Origin of the sequence: Haemophilus sp. CCUG 66565, assembly GCF_001679495.1 — a bacterium.
Taxonomy (GTDB): Bacteria; Pseudomonadota; Gammaproteobacteria; order Enterobacterales; family Pasteurellaceae; genus Haemophilus; species Haemophilus haemolyticus_K.
Map to the genome: position 1 here is coordinate 17271 of NZ_LZOX01000002.1, position 24728 is coordinate 41998.

A 24728-nucleotide genomic window follows, 5' to 3' on the forward strand; every position below is an offset into this window, starting at 1 on the left:
TCCATTTTTTATTTATTGCGGTAACGCGCCACTTCCCCAAGTTTGTACTTCTTCTGGACGTTTTATCTGGAGCAAGAAACGTTTGTTTGGTTGTGCCTGTGGCTGAATTTCTTTTTCTGCTGGTGTAGAGAAAGAAATACCACCTTTTAGCAACTGTTGAACACTTCCTGTGTTAAATGCCGCACCTTTCCAGCCTAAGGTGAAGTCATAACCTGATGCAATCCAAAACTCTGTATTTTGTCGAACAAGATGACTATATTTCGGTATGATTGCAATATGCACTAAGACGCGATCACCAAGGCTGTTAAGCTCAAATTTTTTCACGGTACCCACTTCTACGCCTCGATAAAGAATTGGTGAACCTTCACTTAAATTCATTGCATCACGTGTTTCTAAAATAAATGGCGTACCATTACTAAATTTATTACGTTGTGGAGCTGTTTGAGCTAAATTGAATTGTGTTTTTGGTTTACCATTCCCAATTTCAATATCGATATAAGGTTGTAATAAGCTATCAAGGTTATCAATTCCACCTGCTGAAATTTGTGGTGAGATAATCGTAAAGTTAGAACCTTCTTTTGCAATCATATTCATATAATTTGGGTTTATTAACGCTTTTGCAGTGATGCGTTTAGATTTTGCATCAAGCTGAATACTGTCAATTTGCCCCACATCTAAACCCAAATAGCGCAGACTCATCCCTTTACTCAGATTGGTTGCATCATCTGCTGTTAAGGTGATGGCAAGCCCGATGGATTTTGCATAACTTTCATTCGCGTAAAGTGTTCGATTATTGCCCGAACCACTATTATCAAAGCTAATCGCACCTTTTAATGAACGAGCAAGTGGTGTCGCTTGAATGCTAATTCCTTTAGGTGTGATATCAATTTTTGCCGCACTTTCTACCCAAAATCGGCTTTTATCTGTCAACAAATGTTGATAGGCGGGATAAATATAAACCTCTACATCAAAGCTATTAGTTTTAGGTTTAATATTTAAAATTTTCCCCACTTCAAATTGACGATATAGTACGAGAGATCCTTTATCAATGCTTGGTAATGTTTGGGTGTGTAAGGTTATCGTTGGCGTAAGAATATTTCCTATAATCCCATGTTCAGCATTACTAATATTTTGATAAAGCGGATAGCTATTTTTAGCTTTTCCCAGACCTTGTTTTGTTAGTACTCGTACGCCACCTTGTAACCATTTTTCTGGTGTAGCGGACTCAAAACGCAATCCGTCTAATCCAAGGCTGATATCAAAGTTAGTTGCTGCGACAAATTGTGTGTTTTCGTGAATTAAATTACGATATTCGGATGCAATTGCTGCCTTAAATTGCACACCATTTACATCCACTTTTTGTGAAACAATTTGTCCGATTGGCATGTTGTTATAAAACACATTTTGCCCTTCACTTACACCATAATTTTCTGGTGCAGTGAGTGTTAAAACTAATGTATTAGGTGTATTGAGTAATAACTCATTTTCTTTAATGACATCAAATTGATGCTTAGTTTCACCATCTCCAGCAATGACATCAAAATATTCGCCACGAAAGAATTTTTTTGGATCTGCTAAATTACCAAGATCCGTTTTTTTATTACGAAGTACGATTTTGCTATTCGCTTTAAATAAGGAGGCTTGGTTTGGATCTATCAATAAACTGCCTTCTAAAATTTCATCGTTATTTTCAACCGCACTTATTTTAGAAAGAATCCCGATAGGATTGTCTTGAGAATAAACTTCGGTCTGTCCTGCAACTAGACCCGCAGATGCAGGGATATTTACGTTGACTTCAATCCCACGTTTTGCTGCTTTTAAATTGGTATAGAGCGTGAAATGGCTATTTTCATCTGCTTTTGGGCTGTCAGCTGGAGAGTCAAAAGAAACGGCACCTTGTACAACCGAATTTAAACTTTCTACATTTAGATTTAAGCCTGACGGGCTAATGTTAGCGTTAATGCCACTGATGTTCCAAAAACGTGAATCTTTTTTCACAAACTGTGCATAGGCTTTATCAATCACCACATCTATTTGCACTTTATTGTCTTTATTAATGCGGTAATCGTAAATTTTTCCTACAGGTAATTTTTTAAAATAGACAGATGCACCGATAGAAATTGAGCCTAAATCATCAGAAATTAAGTGAATCAATAAATCTCCAGGCGAAACTTGGGCAATTGGGCCCTGTTCTTCCGCAATAAATTCGTTTTCGTGATCGCCATCACCTGGTTGAAGAGTGATGTAATTGCCTGATACGAGAGAATCTAAACCTGAAATTCCTGCAAGTGAAACATTTGGTTGAACAAGCCAGAATTTTGTATTTTTACGCAAAATACTTGACGCTTCAGGATTGATATTGGCAACAACTTCCACTTTTTGCATGTTATCTGTGAAATTTACTTTTTTCACCACACCAATTTGCAAACCTTGGTAGCGAACTTGTGTTTTATCCGCAACGATACCAGAACCATTGGTGAAGGTAATCGTGATGCTTGTGCCACGCTCCTTAACAATTTGGAAGAATAAAATTGCCCCAATACATAATGCAATAAAGGGAAGTAACCAAAATGGAGAAATACGACGAGTTTTTCGTACTGCCGCTGTCATTTCTGTATGTTGATCTTTCATTGAAGAACTATTTTTCTCTGTCATAAATTTTCCAAATTAATCGACTATCAAATTGTGAGGTTGAAATCATGCTGCAAAATACGGCAGCGCCGAAGTAAAATGCGCCAGGACCAACGGTAAAATTAATAATTTCACCGCGTGTTACTAGAGACATCATTAAGGCTAATACAAATAAATCGAGCATAGACCAGCGCCCAACGAAATGCACAATATGCAATAAACGTATTTGCCATTTAATAGAGTGTCGCCATTTAAAATGAACACAACTTAGTAAATAAAGTAAAATTGCAGCTTTACTGATTGGGACAAAAATACTCGCAAAGAATACCACGAAAGCAACAAAATAACTGCCCATATTCACAAAAGAAATAACTCCGGATATTAATGTATCTTCAGAGAGCGAACCTGTTAAATAAATGCCTGATATGGGTAATAAATTTGCAGGGAAAAGCATAATAATCCCAGCAATTAAACTTGCCCAAGTGCGTTGTAACTTAATATTATCTGAAATATGAACAGGCGATAAACAGCGCGGACATCGTGGGTTGTTCTTTTTATCGTAATGAATCCCATTTTTTGAAAATGTATAGTTACAAGCATCACATAATTCAATGTTGTTTGCATCATAAGCTGGTTCATTTTCTGGATAAAACTCTTTCCATAATGCTTTAAGGTTTAATTTGATAAAAAGTAAGGTTGTCAAAAGTGCGGTGAAAATAAAGGGAATTAAATAAACATTAATTTCCAGTGTTGCATATTCACGTACTTTGAACATCGTTACGCCTAGCGCAACTAAATAAACATCAAACATAACCCAAGGTTTTATATAACCTAAAAAAAGCAAAACACTACGTGGTTTAATATGCAAAATTTTTGCAATCCAGAGCATGATGACTAAAATTGCAAAGGTAATTGGCATCACAACGGCACAGATAAACACCATAAAGGCAGTGTATTCATAGCCTGCCACTGACATTTTCCAAATACCTTCCCAAATAGATGCATCAATTTTGACACCTAATAAATGAAGACTTAATAGGGGATAACTCAAGGCAAATGGCATCAAAATAAGGATCGATAAAGCAACCATAGCGCAACGATGAACAGACCAACGCCCACCTGTCGCTAAATGATGATGGCAACGTGGACATTCAGCTTGTTCATCTTTATTTAATATTAAAGGTGTTTCTACGCTAGCATCACATTCTTCGCATTTTATAATTTGAAATGATTTTTGTGTTAGGTTTGATTCTTGCACGAAAGATTATCTTTTATTCGGTTGTTAAAAACGGAGCATTTTAGCCTTGTTTAAGTATATATGGGAAGTGATCTTGACTATTTTTGCGCGAAATTTATTCACAATGTTTTGATTTATTGTAAATTTTGTAAAAAGTGCGATAAACTAAGTCGGTTTATATTTACCCTAGGATAACTAACATGACTGATTCTCAATCTGGCGTTCAGACCACTGATTCGCAAGTAAATTCACAAAAATTAGCCAATACCAAAGATATTATTGCGTATTTAGCTGAAAAATTCCCTCTTTGCTTTATTTTAGAAGGCGAAGCAAAACCATTAAAAATTGGTTTGTTCCAAGATTTAGCGGAAGCATTAGAAGATGATGAGCGTGTAAGCAAAACTCAGTTGCGTCAGGCTCTTCGTCAATACACATCAAATTGGCGTTATTTGCATGGCTGTCGCGAAGGTGCTGTGCGCGTAGATTTACAAGGTAATCCAGCCGGAGTATTAGAAGCGGAACATGTAGCCCATGCAGCTCAACAGCTTGCAGATGCTAAAGCTCGTGTTGCTGAAAAACGTAAAGCAGAGGCTGCAGCGAAAAAAGCCCAACAAAAACAACGCCCACGTAAACCTGCAAATAAAAATGCTAAACACTTCAATAAGCCGTCATTAAGTGCGGTTGATTTTTCACAAATTTCTGTTGGTTCTGTGGTGAAAGTGAAAGCTGGCGATCATGCGAAAAAAGCAACAGTAGTGGAAGTGCTAAAAGATTCAGCACGTGTTGAGCTTGAAAACGGTTTGGTTATGAGCGTAGCTGCAGATCGTTTATTTGCATAATGATTTAATTCTACTCGGGAAAGGTTATGAGATCTAATATTTCAAAAAATGTGATTACTAGCGCATTGTTATCGGCATTGTTAATCGGCTCTGTGCCTGCTTTGGCTGTGCAGCCTAAATTAAAACTGAGCGATATTACTATTCCAACAGCAAGCGAAGAGAATCAGTTGGCGACTAAGCGTGCAACGACTCGATTAACCCAATCGCATTATCGAAAGATCTCATTGGATGATGCTTTTTCTGAGAAGATTTTTGATCGTTATATTAAAAATATTGATTTTAGCCATAACACCTTTTTGCAATCTGATGTAGATGAACTTCGTCAAAAATATGATGATAAGTTAGATGATCAGTTGAATCAAGGTGATCTTTCTGCTGCTTTTGATATTTATAATGTAATGATGAAGCGTCGTTATGAACGTTATGCTTATGCGTTGTCTTTATTAGATAAAGAGCCTAATTTGAATGGCCAGGATCAAATTGAAATTGATCGTGAAAAAGCAGCATTTCCAAAAAACGAAGAGGAAGCCAATAAACTTTGGGAAGAACGAGTAAAAAATGACGTTATCAATCTTAAATTAAAAGATAAAAAATGGCCAGAAATTAAGTCAAAACTCACCAAACGTTATAATTTGGCCATTCGACGTTTAACTCAAACTAAGGCAGATGACATTCTTCAAACTTATTTAAATGCATTTGCTCGCGAAATTGATCCGCATACAAGTTATCTTGCACCAAGAACAGCGAAAAGTTTTAATGAAAGCATGAATCTTTCTCTTGAGGGGATTGGGGCAACTTTACAATCAGAAGATGATGAAACAAGCATCAAATCGCTTGTTCCTGGCGCACCAGCTGAAAAAAGCAAAAAATTACATCCTGGAGATAAAATTATTGGTGTGGGGCAAGCAACAGGTGAGATTGAAGATATCGTTGGCTGGCGTTTAGAAGATATTGTTGAGAAAATTAAGGGTAAAAAAGGCACAAAAGTGCGTTTGGAAATTGAACCGTCTAAAGGTGGAAAATCCCGTATTATTACTTTAGTACGTGATAAAGTTCGTATTGAAGATCAAGCTGCAAAATTAACCATGAATAAAATTGATGGTAAAAATATTGCAGTGATTAAAATTCCTGGTTTTTATATCGGTTTAACAAGTGATGTAAAAAAATTACTTACTAATATAGAAAATCAGAAGGCGGATGCTTTAATTGTTGATTTGCGTGAGAACGGTGGTGGTGCATTAACAGAGGCTGTTGCATTAAGTGGTCTGTTTATTACAGATGGACCTGTAGTTCAGGTAAGAGATGCTTATCAGCGTATTCGGGTACATGAAGATGATGATTCAGCACAGCAATATAAAGGGCCTTTATTGGTGATGATTAATCGTTATAGTGCATCAGCATCTGAGATTTTTGCTGCCGCAATGCAAGATTACAATCGTGGTATTATCATTGGTCAGAATACTTTTGGTAAAGGTACGGTTCAGCAAAGTCGCTCATTAAATTTTACCTATGATTTAGATCAAACACCATTAGGTTTATTACAGTATACGATTCAAAAGTTCTATCGTATTAATGGTGGTTCAACTCAGTTAAAAGGCGTTGCTGCAGATATTAATTTCCCTGAAATTATCGATGCCAAAGAGTACGGCGAAGATAAGGAAGATAATGCATTGCCATGGGATAAAATTCCATCTGCAACTTATACTGAAGTTGGCAATGCTCGCAAAGATGTTGATGTATTAAATAAAAAGCATCTTGAGCGTATTGCTAAAGATCCTGAATTTATTGCATTGAATGAAGATTTAAAAATTCGTAATGAGCGCCGTGATCGCAAATTCTTATCATTGAATTATCAAACGCGTAAAGCTGAAAATGATAAGGATGATGCAAGACGTTTAAAAGATATTAATGAGCGTTTTAAACGAGAAGGTAAAAAAGCATTAAATGATATTGATGATTTACCGAAAGATTATGAAGCGCCAGATTTCTTCTTAAAAGAAGCAGAAAAAATGGCTGCGGATTTTGTTATGTTGAATTCAACTGAGCAAGATGTTAGCAAAGAAACTCAGAAACCAACAGAAACAGTAGATGAGAAAAAATAAAATTATTTTAACCGCACTTTGTTTTAGAACTTAAATAAAGTGCGGTTGTTTTAGGGAATGTTTAAGGAATGGCTATGTTTAAAAGCACTGCAAAGCTCTCAGTATTTGCGTTGTCATTGTCAATGATGACTTCAGGATGCGCTTTAGCAGATTTTGTAAAAAATGGACAATCGGCGCAACTTCATGGCGTTGATGTTTCGCATTTATCTCCAGAAGAAAAACAAAAGCTTGAAGAGGAAATTAAATTAGATCAAGCTCGCTTAGCCCAGGAAAAGCAAGCGATTTTAGAAATGTCGCTAACCCATGAAATAGGAGAGCATGCTTTACAGTTTAAGCCTTTGTTAGCTCGTTTATATGCAGAACGTAAATATACACCATTATGGAAAGATAATGCTGCGGCTCGCCAATTATTACAGGGTTATGCCGCGATGGTGGCTAGCGGTATTTCTAAACGTTCAGCAAAATCCTTAGAATCCTTTGAGTTGATCGAACAACAAGGCGGGTTAGCTTATGATGTTTTATTGAGCGATATATTGCTAGATTATTTGTATTATACTCAAAATGTAGGCGCGCAAGCTCAACGTTGGTTGTATTCATCTAGTGCTTATCAAGTTCAACAACCTTCAGATGAGCATATTCAGCGTTGGTTAAGTGCGGTAGAAAATGGTCAACTTTTAGGTTTTGTACAAAGTTTATCGGGTGATAATCACTTATATCATCAAACTGTTAAAGCGTTATCATCAATGGTATCTGCATCAGGCTTATCAGAGGTTGGGCAGAAACTTGCAATTAATGCACAGCGTTTGCGAGTAATTCCTGATTTTCATAATGGCATCTTTGTAAATATTCCAAGTTATAAATTGCAGTATTATCGCGATGGTAATTTAACTTTGGAATCTCGTGTTATTGTTGGTAAGGATGAACGCCGTACACCGGTGATGTATAGTAAATTAAGTAGTGTTGTTGTGAATCCACCTTGGAATGCGCCCGTTCGCTTAATTAATGAAGATTTATTGCCAAAAATGAAAGCAGATCCAAGTTATATTGCAGCTCATAATTATTCTATTTTGGATAGTGCCGGAAATGTGGTTGATCCTTATTCGATAAATTGGGCATCTATTGGTAATAAATTCCCTTATCGAGTTCGACAAGCCGCTGGCGATAGTGCACTGGGTAATTATAAATTTAATATGCCAAGCTCAGATGCCATTTATTTGCATGACACGCCAAATCATGGACTGTTTAGCCGTAAAGATCGCGCATTAAGTTCTGGTTGTGTGCGTGTTGAAAAATCAGATCAACTTGCTAGCATTTTATTGAAGGAAGCAGGCTGGTCTGATGAACGTAAAAAGAATGTTTTAGAGAGTAAAAAAACGGTTTCTGCCCCAATTCGTTCAGAAAACCCAGTATTTATATACTATGTGACGTCTTGGGTTGAGAATGGAAAAATCCAGGCATTACCAGATATTTATAAATATGATGGATTGATGAATTTCAGTGGAATTAACTGGAATGTCGTCAAAAAATATCTCTGATAATCCATCAAAAAATAGAAAGGAGAGAGGATGAACAAGATTGATAAACAGAAACGTAAATGGCTCTCGCTCGGTGGTATTGTTTTAGGCGCATCAGTTTTACCAAATTCTGTATTAGCAATGGTTTCAACACCTAAGCCTCGTATTTTGACGTTCCGTAACATTAATACGGGAGAGCGATTAAGTGGAGAGTTTTCTGCTCAAAAAGGTTTCGCTAGTGCCACATTAAAAAAATTAGATCATTTTATGCGCGATAAACGAACAAACCAAGTTTGTAAAATGGATCCAAATCTGTTCCACAAGTTTTATAACATTCAAAGTAATTTAGGGTTACGTAATGCTGAAATTGAAGTAATTTGTGGGTATCGTTCTGCTGCAACTAATGCAATGCGTCATCGTCAAAGTAGCGGAGTAGCAAGTAATAGTTATCATATTAAAGGTAAGGCCATTGATTTTCGTATTGCAGGTGTGCCTTTGGCTAAAGTAAAAGCTGCTGCAGAAAATCTGAGTAATGGTGGAGTAGGATATTATCCGACAAGTAATTTTATTCATGTGGATACTGGCCCAGTTAGAATCTGGAAAGGGGTATAAAATAAATTTAAAATTGACCGCACTTTTGTGCGGTTTTTCATTGGAAAATACTATGCTATTTGACAGTCATCTTCATTTGGATCAACTCTCTGATGATAATATTCAGAAAACACTTGGTGATTCAAAAATTACAGGTATGCTTGCAGTAAGTACGAATCTAAAAAGTGCTAAAAAACTATTGAATTTAAAACAGGATTATCCCGAGAAACTTTATATTGCAGCTGGTTTTCATCCTGAGCAGCTATTGCTGAATTTAGAAGAGCAAGAAGAATTATTTCAATGGATTGATGAACATCATTCTTTAATTTCTGCGATTGGCGAGGTGGGGTTGCCACATTATTCTAAACGTGAAAATTCAAATTTGGATTACGCATCTTATATTGAATTACTAGAGCGATTTATTCTTATAGCGAAAAAATGGGATTTGCCGTTAAATTTACATATTGTGCATAATGATGTGGATATTGCGCTTGAATTACTGCAAAAACATAATATCCAACGAGCCCATTTTCATTGGTTTAAGACAGATGAAAAATCTTTTCAGAAATTTTTATCTACACCATATTTTGCGAGTCTAACACCTGATATTTTATGGAATCATAAAACGCAATATGTTGCTCAATATTTGTCGTTAAACCGTTTGATGATTGAAACGGATAGTCCCTGGCCACACGAAGGATTTGAAAGTGCGGTAATTTCTGAGCAATTATTTGCCGTAGTAAAGAAAGTAGCTGAATTAAAATCTTTGCCGTTAGATTATGTTCAAGAGCAAATGCTTTTGAACACTCAACAATTTTATCGATTATAAGGAGCAAACATGAATATCGAAATTATCCCAGTCACCGCATTTCAACAAAACTGTTCTTTGATTTGGGATGACGAGAAAAATGCAGCAATTATTGACCCAGGTGGCGAAGCCGAACGCCTAATTCAACGTATTGAAGAACTGGATTTAAATCTCAAAGTGATTTTACTTACCCATGGTCATTTAGATCATGTTGGCGCAGCCATGCAGTTGAAACAACATTTTGGCGTCAAAATTTGGGGCTCTCATGAAGAAGATAAATTTTTATTTGAGAGTTTGCCAGAACAAGCGCAACGCTTTGGTTTACCAAATATTGAAGCCTTTTTACCTGATCGTTGGTTTAATCAAGAAGGTGAAATTTTAAAATTAGATGGCTTTAATTTTGAGATTTTACATTTACCAGGGCACACACCTGGACATATCGGTTTTATTGAACATGAGAAAAAGGTGGCATTTACAGGCGATGTATTATTTCAAGGTGGAATTGGTCGTACCGATTTCCCTCGTGGCGATTATGAAACATTGATTTCTTCAATTCGAACAAAACTATTACCGTTGAATGATGATCTGATTATTATTGCTGGGCATGGGCCTTATACAACTATTGGCCGAGAAAAACAGACAAACCCATTTTTAAATCGTTAAAAGTGCGGTGAATTTTTTATGGTATTTTGAACTAATTGCCAGAGAGGGAGTCTTAAGCGTGCCTTTGGCAAATTTTATAATAGGAGTTTATATGAAATCTTTAAAATCTCTTTTAAGTGTTACCGCACTTACCCTTGCTATTTCAGGTTCTGCATTAGCAAATGAAAATCCATTGGCTACATTAAAAGATGTGGCTAAAGATAATGTTAAAACAACCGTTTCAGAAAATGTGAAATCAGTAAAAGATTCTGCGTCAGCTGCGAAAGGAAATGTTTTAGAAAAAGTTTCTTCAACAAAAGAAAAAGCAACTGAAGGCGTTTCTTCTGTGAAAGAAAAAATGGCTGCTGCGAAAGAAAAAGTTGATTCAGTAAAAGAGAAAGTAAAATCATTAAAAGATTCTTCATCAGAAGATAGTCACAAAGCTTTAAAACACAAAGCAGCGGAGAAAGTGAAAGAAACGAAAGAAAAAGCCGCAGAAAAAATGAATAGTGCAAAAGATCAAGTTAAGTCTATTGCTGATTCAGCTAAGATCGATATTAACAAAGCGGATGCTAAAACATTACAACAGCTTTCTGGTATCGGTGAGAAAAAAGCGCAAGCAATCATCGATTATCGTAATAAGGTTGGCAAAATTAAAGATATGGCAGAATTGTCAAAAATTGATGGTTTAGGTTCAACCACCATTGAAAAAATAGCACCATTCTTAAGTTTTTAAGCAGATATTACTAGACTAAATTATAAAAGGCGGATTTTCCGCCTTTTTCGTTATATGAGTATTTTATAGAAATCTACTAGACTAAATATTTGAATTGGCTAATAAATCTATAACAATTTCGATTTTGGGGATTATTTCTAATGAAATCCTATGTATAATGAAAAAACAAGTGAGACATTACTGATAATTAAGAGGTAATTATGCAGCAAAACAAGGCATTTGATGATTGGTTAGCTAGCACAGCATTAGGCGGTGCAAATCAATCTTATATAGAAGAACTTTATGAAAGCTATTTGAGTGATCCGCAGTCGGTGGAGGAAAGTTGGCGAACCACTTTTGATTCTTTACCAAAAATAACCGCACTTGAACAGCCTCATACACCAGTACGAGATTATTTTCGTCGTTTGGCGCGAGAAAATCATAATGAAGCAGTGACAGTGATAGATCCTGCTGCTGGTGCAAAATTGGTGAAAGTTCTACAATTTATCAATGCCTATCGTTTTCGTGGCCATTTAGAGGCTAATCTCGATCCCCTCAATTATTATCGTTGGAAAGTATCTTCCGTCCCTGAATTAGATTATCGTCATCATGGTTTTACTGAACAAGATCTCAACGAAACCTTCAATATTAATCATTACGTTTACAAACGCGATACCATTAAGCTTGGTGAGTTAGCTCAAATGTTGAAAGAGACTTATTGCGGCTCAATTGGCTTAGAGTTTATGCATGTGCAAGATATGGCACAGAAAACTTGGCTCCAGAGCAAAATGGAATGCGTGTTAGATAAACCGCTTTTTACATCTGAAGAACGTGTTAATTTTCTTCGTGAACTGACGGCTGCAGATGGTTTAGAACGTTATCTCGGTGCAAAATTCCCGGGGGCGAAACGCTTTTCCTTAGAAGGAAGTGATGCGTTTATTCCATTGATGAAAGAAATTATCCGTCATGCTAGTCGTCAAGGGGTAAATGATGTGGTAATGGGAATGGCACACCGTGGGCGTTTGAATATGCTCGTGAATGTATTAGGTAAAAAACCTGAGGATTTATTTGATGAATTTGCGGGTAAACATTCGAGTGAACGTACGGGAGATGTGAAATACCATCAAGGTTTTTCTTCTGATTTCGCAGTGGATGATAATCGAGTTCACTTAACTTTGGCATTTAACCCATCTCATTTGGAAATTGTAAGCCCAGTAGTGGTGGGCTCTGTACGTTCAAGACAGACTCGCATTAATGATACAACGCGTAGTCAAGTTTTAGCGATTACAGTACATGGTGATTCCGCTGTAGCAGGGCAGGGCGTTGTTCAAGAAACATTGAATATGTCAAATGCTCGGGGTTACAGTGTGGGCGGCACGATTCGTATTGTGATTAATAACCAAATTGGTTTTACGACATCTAATCCGAATGACACGCGTTCTACAGAGTATTGCACCGATATTGCGAAAATGATTCAAGCGCCGATTATTCACGTTAATGGTGATGATCCTGAAGCGGTTGCTTTTGCTGCGCGTATGGCGGTGGAATATCGTAATTTATTCAAACGAGATATTTTTATTGATTTGATTTCTTATCGACGTCATGGTCATAACGAAGCTGATGAGCCATTAGCTACTCAGCCAATGATGTATAGCATCATCAAAAAACATCCTACACCTCGTAAAGTTTATGCAGATCGCTTAGTTGCAGAAGGCGTGATGACTGAAGAACAAGTCACCGAGATGGCGAATGATTATCGCGATGCGCTAGATAATGGTGATCGAGTCGTATCAGAATGGCGAGAAATGGATACGGCAAAAATGGATTGGTTGCAATATCTCAACTATGATTGGACTGCTCCGTATGAAAGCAAGTTTTCACAGGAACGTTTTTTAACACTTGCTAAACGTGTGTGTGAATATCCAGAAAGTTTACGTGCGCATCCTCGTGTAGAAAAAATCTATAATGATCGTAAAGCTATGTATCAAGGCGAAAAATTGCTAGACTGGGGTATGGCTGAAACCATGGCTTATGCAACCTTACTTGACGAAGGTGTTAATGTCCGTTTATCAGGTGAAGATGCGGGGCGGGGAACCTTTTTCCATCGTCATGCCGTTGTGCATAATCAAAATGATGGTACGGGGTATGTACCATTAACACATTTGCATGCTAATCAAGGTCGTTTTGAAGTATGGGATTCTGTACTTTCAGAAGAGTCCGTACTTGCTTTTGAATATGGTTATGCAACAACAGATCCAAAAACGTTAACCATTTGGGAAGCGCAATTTGGCGATTTTGCTAATGGTGCACAAATTGTTATCGACCAATTTATTAGCTCCGGTGAACAAAAATGGGGCAGAATGTGTGGTTTAGTTATGTTATTGCCTCATGGCTATGAGGGACAAGGGCCAGAACATTCTTCTGCTCGTCTTGAACGTTATTTACAACTTTGTGCTGAACAAAATATGCAAGTCTGTGTGCCATCAACGCCAGCACAGGTGTACCATATGTTGCGCCGTCAATCTTTACGTAAAATGCGCCGTCCATTGATTGCCATTTCTCCAAAATCTTTGTTACGCCATCCATTGGCTGTATCCAGTTTAGATGAGTTGATTAATGGAGCTTTCCAAACGGTAATTGGAGAAATTGACGAGCTTGATCCTAAAGATGTAAAACGTGTAGTAATGTGTTCAGGTAAAGTTTATTACGATTTACTTGAACAACGTCGCGCCAATAATCAGAAAAATGTGGCGATTATTCGTATTGAGCAGCTTTATCCATTCCCACATGAGGATGTGAAGAAAGCACTTGCACCTTATGGGCATGTCACGGATTATGTATGGTGCCAAGAAGAACCTCTTAACCAAGGGGCTTGGTATTGCAGCAAACATAATTTTGAATCAGCAATTCCAGAATCCGTTAAACTCAAATATGCAGGGCGTCCAGCTTCGGCTTCACCTGCTGTGGGTTATATGTCGCTTCACACTAAACAGCAAAAGCAGTTAGTGGAAGATGCGTTAACCCTATAAAGTGCGGTTAAAAATTAAGATATTTTTATAAATTTACAGGTGTACTTGTTGCATCGTGGATAAAAAGTAAAAGAGTAATTCTGTGCAATAAGTTGCACTTTAAGAGATAAGGAAAATAAAATGACTATTGAAATTCTTGTTCCAGACCTACCTGAATCAGTTGCGGATGCAACCGTTGCTACTTGGCATAAAAAAGTAGGCGATACTGTGAAACGTGATGAAGTTATTGTAGAAATTGAAACGGATAAAGTCGTGCTAGAAGTACCCGCACTTTCTGATGGTGTACTGGCAGAAGTTGTTCAAGCTGAGGGCGAAACTGTGGTGAGTAAACAGCTGCTAGGAAAAATTTCTACGGCTCAAGAAGGGGATGTCAGTTCCGCGACGTTAAAAGCAACGAATGAACCTACACCATCTGATCGTCAACATGCAGCGATTGAAAATAGTCATAATCATAATGCGGATCAAGGCCCTGCGATTCGCCGTTTATTGGCAGAACATGATTTACAAGCAGATCAAATTCAAGGTTCGGGTGTTGGCGCTCGTTTAACACGTGAAGATATTGAACGTGAAATCGCAAAACGACAAGCACTGCAAGCGAAACAAGAAGTTGCCACTGAGCAAAATACAATTAGTACGGTAGCTTATAGTGCACGTTCTGAAAAACGTGTGCCAATGACCCGTTTGCGTAAACGTATTGCTGAACGTTTACTTGAAGCCAAAAATAGTACAGCAATGCTTACTACTTTCAATGAAGTGGATATGCAGCCGATAATGACTTTGCGTAAAACCTACGGCGAAAAATTTGAAAAACAGCATGGTGTTCGTTTAGGATTTATGTCTTTTTATATCAAAGCGGTTGTGGAAGCATTAAAACGTTATCCTGAGGTTAATGCTTCTATTGATGGTGATGATGTTGTTTACCATAACTATTTTGATATTAGTATTGCGGTTTCCACTCCACGTGGATTAGTCACCCCAGTGCTTCGCGATTGCGATAAGCTCAGTATGGCAGAGATCGAAAAACAAATTAAAGCATTAGCTGAAAAAGGTCGTGATGGCAAATTGACTGTAGAAGATCTTACTGGGGGTAATTTTACTATCACAAATGGCGGTGTATTTGGTTCTCTTATGTCCACTCCAATTATTAATCCACCACAAAGTGCGATTTTAGGAATGCATGCAATTAAAGAACGTCCTATTGCGCTTAATGGTCAAGTTGTGATTCGTCCGATGATGTACCTTGCTTTATCTTACGATCATCGCTTAATTGATGGCCGTGAATCTGTTGGTTTCTTGGTAACGATTAAAGAATTATTGGAAGACCCAACAAGATTATTATTGGAAATTTAGTTTTTATAAAAACGTTAAATACAGATATGCGTTATACTTTATTTAAATTCAACTTTGGTTGTATGAAATTTTGGTGTGACGCATATTTTTTGCGTTTTTATGATAGAATGCCTATCCAAAAATATTTATTTTCTTAACCGCACTTTGTGAGCAATATTTATGACTACACAACTTGATTTAATAAAATCTTCTATCAAATCAATTCCTAACTATCCAAAAGAAGGGATTATCTTTCGTGACATTACCAGCCTTTTAGAAGTTCCAGCAGCTTTTAAAGCAACGGTTGATCTTATTGTGGAACAATATCGCGACAAAGGAATCACCAAAGTGCTTGGAACTGAATCTCGTGGTTTTATTTTTGGCGCACCCGTTGCCTTAGCACTAGGTTTACCTTTCGAATTAGTACGTAAACCTAAAAAATTACCACGTGAAACCATTTCTCAATCTTATCAATTAGAATATGGTCAAGATACTTTGGAAATGCACGTTGATGCAATTTCAGAAGGTGATAATGTTTTAATCATTGATGATTTATTAGCAACAGGTGGCACCGTTGAAGCAACGGTAAAATTAGTGCAACGTTTAGGTGGAGTGGTAAAACACGCTGCATTTGTGATTAATTTACCTGAATTAGGTGGCGAAAAACGCTTAAATAATTTGGGTATTGATTGCTATACACTCGTCAATTTTGAAGGTCATTAATTAAGGATTCGATGAGCTATCAAGTCTTAGCCAGAAAGTGGCGACCAAAAACATTTGCTGATGTCGTTGGGCAAGAACACATTATCACGGCATTAGCAAATGGATTAAAAGATAATCGACTACATCACGCTTACCTCTTTTCAGGCACCCGTGGTGTAGGGAAAACCTCTATTGCCCGATTATTTGCAAAAGGATTAAATTGCGTACATGGTGTAACCGCAACACCCTGCGGTGAATGTGAAAATTGTAAAGCGATTGAGCAAGGCAATTTCATTGATTTAATCGAAATTGATGCGGCATCACGCACAAAAGTTGAAGACACGCGCGAATTATTGGATAACGTGCAATATAAACCTGTTGTCGGAAGATTTAAGGTTTACTTAATCGATGAAGTCCATATGCTATCTCGTCATTCATTTAATGCATTGCTCAAGACGTTGGAAGAACCACCAGAATATGTAAAATTCTTACTTGCGACAACGGATCCACAAAAATTACCTGTAACTATTCTTTCTCGATGTTTACAATTTCATCTCAAAGCATTAGATGAAACCCAAATCTCCCAGCATCTTGCCCATATTCTGACGCAAGAAAATATTCCTTTTGAAGAGCCTGCATTAATTAAACTTGCAAAAGCGGCGCAAGGAAGTATTCGTGATAGCTTAAGTTTAACCGATCAAGCCATTGCTATGGGTGACCGACAAGTTACGAATAATGTTGTAAGCAATATGTTAGGGTTGCTTGATGATAACTGTTCTATTGACATTTTGTACGCTTTACACCAGGGTAATGGTGAACTATTAATGCGAACACTGCAAAAAGTTGCAGATGCGGCAGGTGATTGGGATAAATTACTTGGTGAATGTGCAGAAAAATTACATCAAATTGCACTCATGCAACTTCTTCCACAAAAATCTTCAGATGACAATGAACATTTTTCATTTTTAGCCAAACATATCTCTCCAGAAGATGTTCAGTTTTTTTATCAAGTGATTGTTTCTGGTAGAAAAGACTTATCAAATGCGCCAAACCGTCGAATTGGCACAGAAATGACATTATTGAGGGCATTGGCATTCCACCCAAAGTTCCTTACGGCAGTACAAAAGGCTAACACTACAATTATTCCACCGCCATCAACTCCAAGTGCGGTTGAAAATGCAGGTAATTATGTCAATGTGCCAGTACTGTCGCAAAGTATCAAATCAGCTTATTCTCAAGCAAAATCAAATAAAACAGGCATTCCAAATTTGGCAAGTTTTTCAGCTTTAGATGAGCTTGAACATTTAACACAACTCGAAAACCAAGAACGTCAAGAACACAAAGCCGAATCATTAGCTGCAGTAAGTGAGACTTTACATCACATCCAAGAACTAGACGAAGAAAAATCGAATAAAAAAATGACCGCACTTCCTGTGCGCGAAATGTCTGCACCAAAATTAAAAAATGAAAAACTTTCCTCTTTTTCTCCTCAAATAGCTAGTATGGCTAAAGACGTAGCTATTGTTGAAAATTCTATGGAGGATAATGCCGAAATAATGCAGGAAGAACGGGAGATTTTAGATGCAGAGACTTATCGTTGGGAATGGAGTAATCCAGAGCTTGCTAAAGCCGATACAGGCGTTCGTCCTTCCGATATAAAACAGGCTATTTTGAAAGATATTACGCCTGAATTACGTTTAAAAATCATTACCCAAACTCAACAACAAGATGAGTGGGCTGATATAGTGGAACGTTCAGGGGTAACCGGATTTAGCAAAGAATTAGCGTTAAATTGTTTCTTGCAAAGTAAAACTGATGATGAAATCAATCTTGGATTACATTCAGAAAAATCCCATCTACGCCAAGAGAGAAGTATCAAGCATTTAACTGAAGCATTGAGTAAACTTCAAGGCAAGGCTATTCATGTAAAAATTAACATTGATGACAGCTCTGTCACCACGCCGATGGAATATCGCCGTAATATTTATCAAACCTTACGGGAGCAAGCGAGAGCCGCACTTCAACAAGACAATAAAATTCTACTTTTACAGAAAGAGTTTGATGCTAAACTAGACGTAGAGAGTATTCGTCCAGTTTAGCTATAGCTTGATCTTTATTTATTCAGAACGCATTATCCACGTACAGTATAGTCCCCCTCACAAACCCATTTATAACTTGTTAATGCTTCTAATCCCATTGGGCCACGAGCGTGAAGTTTTTGGGTACTCACGGCAACTTCTGCACCTAATCCAAATTGTCCGCCATCAGTAAATCGTGTGCTTGCATTCACATAAACGGCAGCAGCATCGACCCGATTGATAAATTGACGTGCGAGGTTTTGTGAGGAAGTTAAAATACTTTCAGAATGTTGTGTACCATATTGGCGAATATGCTCAATAGCGGCATGAATATCTTCTACAACAACGACATTCAAATCCAATGATCCCCATTCTTCGCGTAATTCTTTTTCAGTCACTTCGCGGACATTCGCACCCGCTTGTTTCAATATATTAAGTGCGGTGGATTTTGCATGATATTTTACATTTTTGGATGCGAGGTGAGAGACGAGTTTGGGTAAAAATTCTTCAGCAATAGAATGTTGAACTAACAATGTCTCTAATGTGTTACAGGTGCTTGGGCGTTGTGTTTTGGCGTTATCAATAACAAAAATCGCTTTATTTTGATCCGCACTTTCTTCAACGAAAGTATGGCAAACACCCACGCCACCTACAATAACAGGAATAGTCGAATGTTGTTTACACAATTCATGTAAACCCGCACCACCACGAGGAATAATCATATCCACATAGCGATCTAGTTTTAATAATTGCATAACGAGTTCACGATTTGGATCGGTAATGGCTTGCACTGCAAATTTTGGTAAGCCAGCTTGCTCCAAAGCATTTTGTACAACTTTAATTAAAATCTTGTTAGAAAACTGTGTTTCTTTACCGCCGCGTAAAATCACTGCATTACCCGTTTTAAGGCAAAGACTTGCCACATCAATGGTCACATTTGGGCGAGCTTCATAAATTGTGCCAATAACACCGAGCGGAGTGCGTACGCGTTCGATTTTAAGTCCGCTATCCAATGTACCGCCGTCTATGATTTTTCCCACAGGATCTGCAAGAGAAATAACGTGGCGTACATCATTAGCAATGCCTTGCAAACGTTCTTGCGTGAGCAGTAGGCGATCAATCAAAGAATCTGATAATCCATTTTGTTTAGCAAGTTCAATATCTTTTGCGTTTTCAGCTAAGATAAGCGGTGCTTGTTGTTCGAGTTGTTCTGCAATAATGGATAATGCACGATTTTTTTCAGCAGTGGTGAGTTGAGCCAAGATAAATGCCGCATCTTTGGCTTGTTTACCCATTTGTTCTAACATAGTTATTTCCTTTATTGTATTTATTTCTTTTTATTTGGCAGCTTATCTTGTTCTTCCGATGTGAGTTCTTGGTAATTAAACACTGGTAACCCACATTCGAAATGAATAGCTAAAAGGCGTAAAGTAAAGCTGCTAATAAGTGTGAGTAACACGGCAAGTGTATGTTCTACTTGAAGTGTGCTTAATGCGTAATAAGTCAGTGTGGCAAATAGCGCAATGCTGGCGTAAAGTTCTTTTTGGAACACGAGAGGAATTCGATTGCATAGCATATCGCGTAGAACCCCGCCAAAGGCACCTGTAATACAGCCTGCAATACTTACAATGGTGAGGCTATGTCCCATATCCATTGCAATTTGTGCACCAATAATGGAATACACCACTAAACCCATCGCATCGAGCACCAAGAAAATAGTGCGGAAATAGCGCATAAAATGATTGATGAATGGCGCGACATATACGGTAATCACCGCTGCACTTGCCACCATTAAAAAATATTCTGGATGCTTAACCCAGCCGAGAGGGTAATGTCCGAGTAGTACATCACGCACAGAGCCGCCACCAATGGCAGTAACGGATGCGATAATTATCACGCCAAAAATATCCATTTTTTCACGACCAGCCGCAAGTGCACCAGTCATTCCTTCAGCGGTGATACCGATGATATATAAAATACTAAGTAACATTCATGTACCTAAGTGCGGTTATAATTGGTTTCATTCTACTTTAAAATTTAATGAATTTTTAGCATAATGGCGCATTATTTTTTCAGACGTCAAAATTATGTCAGAACAATCTTCTAAATATATCGCGGCATTGCTTGCGGTATTATCGATCTCAATGGTGCTTGGCATCGATCTATTTATTTTTTCTTTGCAACCTGAAAAGCAAACAATGCCTCATTTAGGTGTAGGCGTGTTGGTTGCGCAGCTAATTTCGTTGTTGGTGTTTTATCGCGGCGAAATTTGCCCAGGACAACGTGGTCGTTTAATCAAAGTGAATCTGACTTTTGCTATTTATTGGGCGGTGTGGTTGCTGATAAGCCTATTACAGAATAATCACACGCTTACTAACGTGATGAGCGTATGTGGTCTTTCTGTCGTGTATTTTATTTGGAAACAACCAAAAACTGAAAAAATCCGTAACAGTTTTTTATTGATGGCTGCATTAATTGCGGGTTTAGGTTGCTTGAGTTATTTAATGATTTTTACCGTGCTTCCTGCAAGCGATTTTGCGGAATATAACCCGTTTGCGCAGATTTTATCTGGCGTGATTTTGGCAAATCTTGCGCTTGTTATTGCACGAAATCGTTTACAAGGTTTTATTGCATTGTTGCCCTTATCCATGATTATATTGCTGGCCTTAAATGCTTTAGCAATGTTCTTATTTTTACTTTTAAATGGCATGGAAAGTGCGGTTAATTCTGACAGTATTTTCGCTTACATCATTTATTTTATTTGCCATTTTGTGATTGCGGCTATTCTGATTCTGCATAGTTTCCAAAAGTGGAAATTATCTGCCAATAGTTTATTTATCCTATTATTTATTGCGGTTTGCTTGCCGTTATGGATGGTCTTCGCTTAATGGAAAAGCAAAATAATATTGCCTCTTTGATGTTGGTGGTAGGCTGTATTTTATTTGGCTTAGGTAGCTTGATTGTTAAGTTTGTGCCTGTCGGTGCTTATGCAATTGCTTTTTGGCGATTATTAATTGCATCGGGCATTTTCTATTTTTTAATGAAACTAAAACGCCAACCTTTTCCCAAAAGTAAAAAAGCCTTATTTTTCGCCGCACTTTCCGGGGTATTCTTAGCGTTTGATCTTGCCTTTTGGCATGAAAGTATTTATGCCGTAGGTCCAGGCATTTCAACCTTATTAAATAGCTTGCAAATTTTTTGTTTAGCTGCCATTGGTTTTGTCTTTTTTGCCGAACGTCAAAGCAAACTACAAATACTCAGCTTGTTTTTAGCCGTGCTTGGCGTAGCGTTAATTTCTGTCGAAGAATTACAGCATAATATTAACGGAATTTATGGCATTGTGATTGGTTTAATTTCAGCGGTAATGTTGGCTGGTTCTATGGTGATGGTGAAAAAAGTTCATCAAGAAGAGCCAATGGCATTATTTCCGTTGATGTTAATGATCAGTTTGAGTGGTGCCTTAGCGCTATTTATCCCCTCTTTAATTTTCAATTCAAACAATCTTTATCCAACAACATGGCAGGATTGGGGATTAGTCGTCATTTACGGTGTAGTAATGCAGTGCATTGCTTGGGGCATGATTGCTTATTCAATCCCTTTGCTTTCGCTAAGTGTTACAGGATTATTGTTACTCACGGAGCCAGTAGCTGCATTGTTGATTGATTATTTCTATTTGGATAAAGTGATTAATCTTTGTCAATGGCTTGGTGCATTGCTCACTTTATTTGCGATTTATTTAGGCTCAAAACGTTAGAAATTAATGTTCCCTCACTAACATTGAGGGAACTATGATGAATTGTGAGCTATTTACCCACAGATTTTTTAAGATTTCGGCTGGTTAGAAAGTAATACGCCAATACGGAAATCGCAACACATGCCCCCATAGTAAAGAGCATTGGTGCGGCAGTATCCATTTTCATTGACGCGACTAAACTTCCCATAATTGCGCCCACTGCAAAACGTACGCTGCCAATCAAAGAATTTGCAGTTCCCGCCATTTGAGGACATCTTTCTAAAGCTGATGCCATTGCATTTGAGGAAATCACAGGGTTTGGACCGACGAAAAAGGCAACGCCAATTGCCATTGGCCAAAATCCGAGATCTAAAAGTGCGGTTAAAATTAGCCACATTCCAGAAAGAAATTGAATTGTGAGGGCTATCCGTAACATTGTTTCTGCGCCCACTTTAGTGACAAATCGGCTATTCAAAAAGGAGGCAAAGATCATCGTAACGATATTCATCATGAAGAAGTAACCGAACTGATCAACGGGAACTCCATAAATGCCGATATAGACAATTGATCCTGCAGTAACAAAAGCAAACAACCCACCAAATCCAAAAGAGGCGGCAAACATGTAGCCGAGCACTTCTTTTTGCTTCCAAAGTAGAAGGAAATTGCGAGCAATAATATTTAAGCGCAGAGGAATACGATTTTCTTTTTTATGGGTTTCTGGAATGATGAAAAAGACTAATGCTGCGGCTAATAATCCCACAAGCGAAATAACGTAAAAAATCGCGTGCCAGTGGAAAAATTTAACGATATAACCACCAATGATTGGCGCAACTAAAGGTGCAAGCATAAATACTAACGTGATGGTGGACATCACTTTGGATAGTTGATCTTTACTAAATAAATCACGCAATAATGCGCCAGAAAGTACAACAGGTGCGGCACCAAAGAAACCTTGCACAAAACGAAGTGCGGTGAAATTTCCGACTGAATTTATTTCGGTGAGTACTAAAGCTGTGAGCGCGCCTACAATGACACCGAGCAAAATGATCGGTTTTCGTCCAAAACTATCACCAAAAGGCCCCCAGAAAAGCTGACCAAACGCCATGCCATAAGCAAAAGAGGTGAGCGTGTGTTGTACTTGTTCTGGACTCACGCCGAGATCTTTCGCAATTTCTAAGAAAGACGGCAAATACATATCTACGCCAAAAGGCGGTAGCATGGAGAGAATACCGAGTGTAAGAATAAAGATAAAAGTAGATTTTTGTTGACTCATCTTATTTCACCAAACTTTCGATTTCACTTTGAGTCAATGGGCGGTATTCGCCTTCTTCTAAGGATTCATCCAACACGACATCACCAATTTTCCAGCGATGTAATCCAACGACTTTATTCCCAAGTGCGGCAAACATACGTTTTACTTGATGATAGCGACCTTCGGAAATCGTCAGATTCACATTGTAATCATCTAAGATTTCTAATTTTGCTGGTTTAGTGGGTTCTTTTTCTCCACGTAATAAAATACCTTCCGCACAAGCCGCTGCATAATTTTCTTCTACAGGATCAGCTAAAGTTACCAAATAGGTTTTTTCACAATGATGCTTTGGCGAAGTAATACGATGTGACCATTGTCCGTCATCGGTAAGCAATACGAGACCTGTTGTATCTACATCTAAGCGACCCGCGCTATGTAATTTGCCCGCTAAAGGGTAATCAAAAAATTGATAAATTGTTGGATAGTCGCCGTCATCATTAGAACAAACACGGCATTGTGGTTTATTCAACATAAAATACTGACCTTCTTCAACCCAAGTTAATAATTGATCTTCAAAATAAATTTTGTCTTCTTGTGAAATTTGTACTGAACCACTTTTGACAATTTCGTCATTAATTTTTACCGCACTTTGGCGGATTGCTTTTGTTGCCTGAGAACGAGTTAATCCCGTATTTTCAGCAATAAATTTATCTAATCTCATTATGTTTTCTCTTGTTAAAATTCGCTAGGCATTGTACAGTTTTTTGCTTTTAGAACGAAACAAAAAAGGCTGCAATGCAGCCTTTATCTATTAAGCTTGGTTAAACCACTTCACGTAATCGAATTGATCGTAATATTTTTTCCCATTCCAGCCAGAAAACTCAAAAATATCGCCCACCTGATTTTGCTTCTCGAATCCTTTTATATAATAAGCCGATTTAAAAGCTGGATAGGGGTTGTGAGTAAAAATCACTTTATTTTTGAAAGGGAGTTGATCAAAAAGTTGAATCTCTTTTTCGGTCATCCCGTCTCGATCTGTCATCATAATAAAAAGATTGTCTAAACTCATTCGTGACGTGCGAAGTTGCCATTTTTCACTGGCTTCTTGCTCACTGTGATAGTGCATAAAATGAATTTCAAGATCGGCAAGTTTTCCCAATGGATAACTTTTTTCTGTTTGTACAAATGTAAGAGGTTGAGTGAGGTAGAAATCCATATTTTGTAAATAACGCAAAAAATCCTGTGGCGAGAGATAGAGGTTCACAAATGGCGAATTAAACGGCTGGTGCAAATCATGTAAGATAAAAGCCCCCACGCAATTGGCAGAAATGACAGTCATGCCTTGGTTAGTCAATTTACGTTGTAATGAACGATTGATAAAAAATCTTTGACATTTATTCACCGCACTTTTAAGTTTTTGAAATGGATTCATTTTATTATCCTCTATGATTCTCTTGTGAAAATCCTACCTTTTTTGCTGAAAAATGAAAAGTCTAGCTAATGTCTCGCATCAAAAAATTTTGTAA

General features: G+C 37.7%; 20 protein-coding genes. 13 read left to right on the plus strand and 7 right to left on the minus strand.

Features of this window, described 5'->3' with window-relative positions:
* Nucleotides 1–12 precede the first annotated feature (12 nt).
* Nucleotides 13–2655, minus strand: coding sequence for a PqiB family protein (locus tag A9501_RS01425; RefSeq protein ID WP_065264642.1), 2643 nt, complete (start codon nucleotides 2653–2655; stop codon nucleotides 13–15).
* Entirely contained in the window at nucleotides 2639–3889 is a 1251-nt protein-coding gene (locus A9501_RS01430) for a PqiA/YebS family transporter subunit (RefSeq protein ID WP_065264643.1), read from the minus strand. The genes A9501_RS01425 and A9501_RS01430 overlap by 17 nt, the downstream gene beginning before the upstream one ends.
* Before the next feature lie 179 nt (nucleotides 3890–4068).
* Between A9501_RS01430 and proQ the strand changes: the two genes are divergently transcribed.
* From proQ to dnaX, 11 genes are all read left to right on the plus strand, one after another.
* Nucleotides 4069–4707 carry an RNA chaperone ProQ gene (proQ, locus tag A9501_RS01435; protein WP_065264644.1) on the plus strand — a complete coding sequence of 213 codons (639 nt, stop codon included), beginning with the start codon at nucleotides 4069–4071 and terminating at the stop codon, nucleotides 4705–4707.
* Between the two features lie 26 nt (nucleotides 4708–4733).
* Nucleotides 4734–6809, plus strand: coding sequence for a carboxy terminal-processing peptidase (gene prc, locus A9501_RS01440; RefSeq protein WP_065264645.1), 2076 nt, complete (start codon nucleotides 4734–4736; stop codon nucleotides 6807–6809).
* A 68-nt stretch (nucleotides 6810–6877) separates the two neighbouring features.
* Nucleotides 6878–8344, plus strand: coding sequence for a L,D-transpeptidase family protein (locus tag A9501_RS01445; protein ID WP_065264646.1), 1467 nt, complete (start codon nucleotides 6878–6880; stop codon nucleotides 8342–8344).
* A 30-nt stretch (nucleotides 8345–8374) separates the two neighbouring features.
* A complete protein-coding gene (locus A9501_RS01450) occupies nucleotides 8375–8935 on the plus strand; it encodes a YcbK family protein (RefSeq protein WP_065264647.1) in 561 nt (186 codons plus the stop codon).
* 52 nt (nucleotides 8936–8987) lie between these two features.
* Nucleotides 8988–9743 carry a TatD family hydrolase gene (locus A9501_RS01455; RefSeq protein WP_065264648.1) on the plus strand — a complete coding sequence of 252 codons (756 nt, stop codon included), beginning with the start codon at nucleotides 8988–8990 and terminating at the stop codon, nucleotides 9741–9743.
* 9 nt (nucleotides 9744–9752) lie between these two features.
* The gene (locus A9501_RS01460) at nucleotides 9753–10385 is read left to right on the plus strand and encodes an MBL fold metallo-hydrolase (protein ID WP_065264649.1); all 633 of its coding nucleotides are present in this window, start codon (nucleotides 9753–9755) and stop codon (nucleotides 10383–10385) included.
* Between the two features lie 91 nt (nucleotides 10386–10476).
* The gene (locus tag A9501_RS01465; RefSeq protein WP_065264650.1) at nucleotides 10477–11100 is read left to right on the plus strand and encodes a ComEA family DNA-binding protein; all 624 of its coding nucleotides are present in this window, start codon (nucleotides 10477–10479) and stop codon (nucleotides 11098–11100) included.
* 200 nt (nucleotides 11101–11300) lie between these two features.
* A complete protein-coding gene (gene sucA / locus A9501_RS01470; protein ID WP_065264651.1) occupies nucleotides 11301–14108 on the plus strand; it encodes a 2-oxoglutarate dehydrogenase E1 component in 2808 nt (935 codons plus the stop codon).
* Nucleotides 14109–14228: 120 nt separating this feature from the next.
* Nucleotides 14229–15458 carry a 2-oxoglutarate dehydrogenase complex dihydrolipoyllysine-residue succinyltransferase gene (odhB, locus tag A9501_RS01475; RefSeq protein ID WP_065264652.1) on the plus strand — a complete coding sequence of 410 codons (1230 nt, stop codon included), beginning with the start codon at nucleotides 14229–14231 and terminating at the stop codon, nucleotides 15456–15458.
* Between the two features lie 159 nt (nucleotides 15459–15617).
* Nucleotides 15618–16160: an adenine phosphoribosyltransferase gene (gene apt / locus A9501_RS01480; RefSeq protein ID WP_065264653.1), complete on the plus strand. Its 543-nt coding sequence runs from the start codon at nucleotides 15618–15620 to the stop codon at nucleotides 16158–16160.
* An 11-nt stretch (nucleotides 16161–16171) separates the two neighbouring features.
* Nucleotides 16172–18238, plus strand: a complete 2067-nt coding sequence (gene dnaX, locus A9501_RS01485) for a DNA polymerase III subunit gamma/tau (protein ID WP_065264654.1) — start codon at nucleotides 16172–16174, stop codon at nucleotides 18236–18238.
* Between the two features lie 32 nt (nucleotides 18239–18270).
* On the opposite strand, the gene proA is transcribed toward dnaX, so the two are convergent.
* Complete coding sequence (gene proA / locus A9501_RS01490; RefSeq protein ID WP_065264655.1) at nucleotides 18271–19524, minus strand: glutamate-5-semialdehyde dehydrogenase; 1254 nt, start codon at nucleotides 19522–19524, stop codon at nucleotides 18271–18273.
* Between the two features lie 20 nt (nucleotides 19525–19544).
* Entirely contained in the window at nucleotides 19545–20207 is a 663-nt protein-coding gene (locus tag A9501_RS01495) for a trimeric intracellular cation channel family protein (RefSeq protein WP_065264656.1), read from the minus strand.
* A 97-nt stretch (nucleotides 20208–20304) separates the two neighbouring features.
* Between A9501_RS01495 and A9501_RS01500 the strand changes: the two genes are divergently transcribed.
* Together A9501_RS01500 and A9501_RS01505 are read left to right on the plus strand one after the other, a co-directional pair.
* Complete coding sequence (locus tag A9501_RS01500; protein ID WP_065264657.1) at nucleotides 20305–21105, plus strand: hypothetical protein; 801 nt, start codon at nucleotides 20305–20307, stop codon at nucleotides 21103–21105.
* Nucleotides 21087–21971 (plus strand): DMT family transporter, encoded by an 885-nt coding sequence (locus A9501_RS01505; RefSeq protein ID WP_373554064.1) that lies wholly within the window; start codon nucleotides 21087–21089, stop codon nucleotides 21969–21971. Before A9501_RS01500 ends, A9501_RS01505 begins: the two co-directional genes overlap by 19 nt.
* A 49-nt stretch (nucleotides 21972–22020) precedes the next feature.
* Here the strand turns inward: A9501_RS01505 and A9501_RS01510 are convergent, their stop codons facing one another.
* The 3 genes from A9501_RS01510 to A9501_RS01520 form a co-directional block, all read right to left on the minus strand.
* Nucleotides 22021–23223 (minus strand): Bcr/CflA family multidrug efflux MFS transporter, encoded by a 1203-nt coding sequence (locus A9501_RS01510; protein ID WP_065264659.1) that lies wholly within the window; start codon nucleotides 23221–23223, stop codon nucleotides 22021–22023.
* A 1-nt stretch (nucleotide 23224) separates the two neighbouring features.
* Nucleotides 23225–23923, minus strand: a complete 699-nt coding sequence (rsuA, locus tag A9501_RS01515; RefSeq protein WP_065264660.1) for a 16S rRNA pseudouridine(516) synthase RsuA — start codon at nucleotides 23921–23923, stop codon at nucleotides 23225–23227.
* A 90-nt stretch (nucleotides 23924–24013) separates the two neighbouring features.
* Nucleotides 24014–24634 (minus strand): DUF1919 domain-containing protein, encoded by a 621-nt coding sequence (locus tag A9501_RS01520; protein WP_065264661.1) that lies wholly within the window; start codon nucleotides 24632–24634, stop codon nucleotides 24014–24016.
* Nucleotides 24635–24728 lie beyond the last annotated feature (94 nt).